The sequence below is a fragment of the Mesorhizobium sp. M4B.F.Ca.ET.143.01.1.1 genome (assembly GCF_004792275.1).
In the GTDB taxonomy this organism is placed as follows: domain Bacteria; phylum Pseudomonadota; class Alphaproteobacteria; order Rhizobiales; family Rhizobiaceae; genus Mesorhizobium; species Mesorhizobium abyssinicae.
Window position 1 is genome coordinate 1 of the sequence record NZ_SRSR01000201.1, and the last position, 335, is coordinate 335.

The window sequence follows — 335 nt, forward strand, 5'->3', positions numbered from 1 at the left end:
CTCGCAGAAAGCCCTGCTTCACCAGGCGCTGCTCCGGCGCGACATTGGCCGGATTGGTGTTCTGGATAAGCATCGCCGTCACCGGCGGGCCGCCATAGAGCGCGTCCGCAGCACCGGTCAGCACTGGGCCGATGCGCGAATGGTCGAGATAGCGGATGTTCGGGTCGCGCATCGCAGTGCCTTCCAGCACATCCTGGTTCAGCTTGAAGATGCCGGAATTGGAATGGAAGGCGCCGCCGCCCTCATACTGCCAGGCGCCTGTGACGGCGGCGATGCAGGAGGCGGCATGCATGTTGATCGAGCCGTTGCGCTGGCGCGCAAAACCATAACCGAGG

1 pseudogene is annotated in these 335 nt (G+C 64.2%); it reads right to left on the reverse strand.

Going from position 1 to position 335, the window contains the following annotated elements:
- Window positions 1–335, reverse strand: a pseudogene (locus EN786_RS36630) (molybdopterin oxidoreductase family protein); the annotation flags it as partial.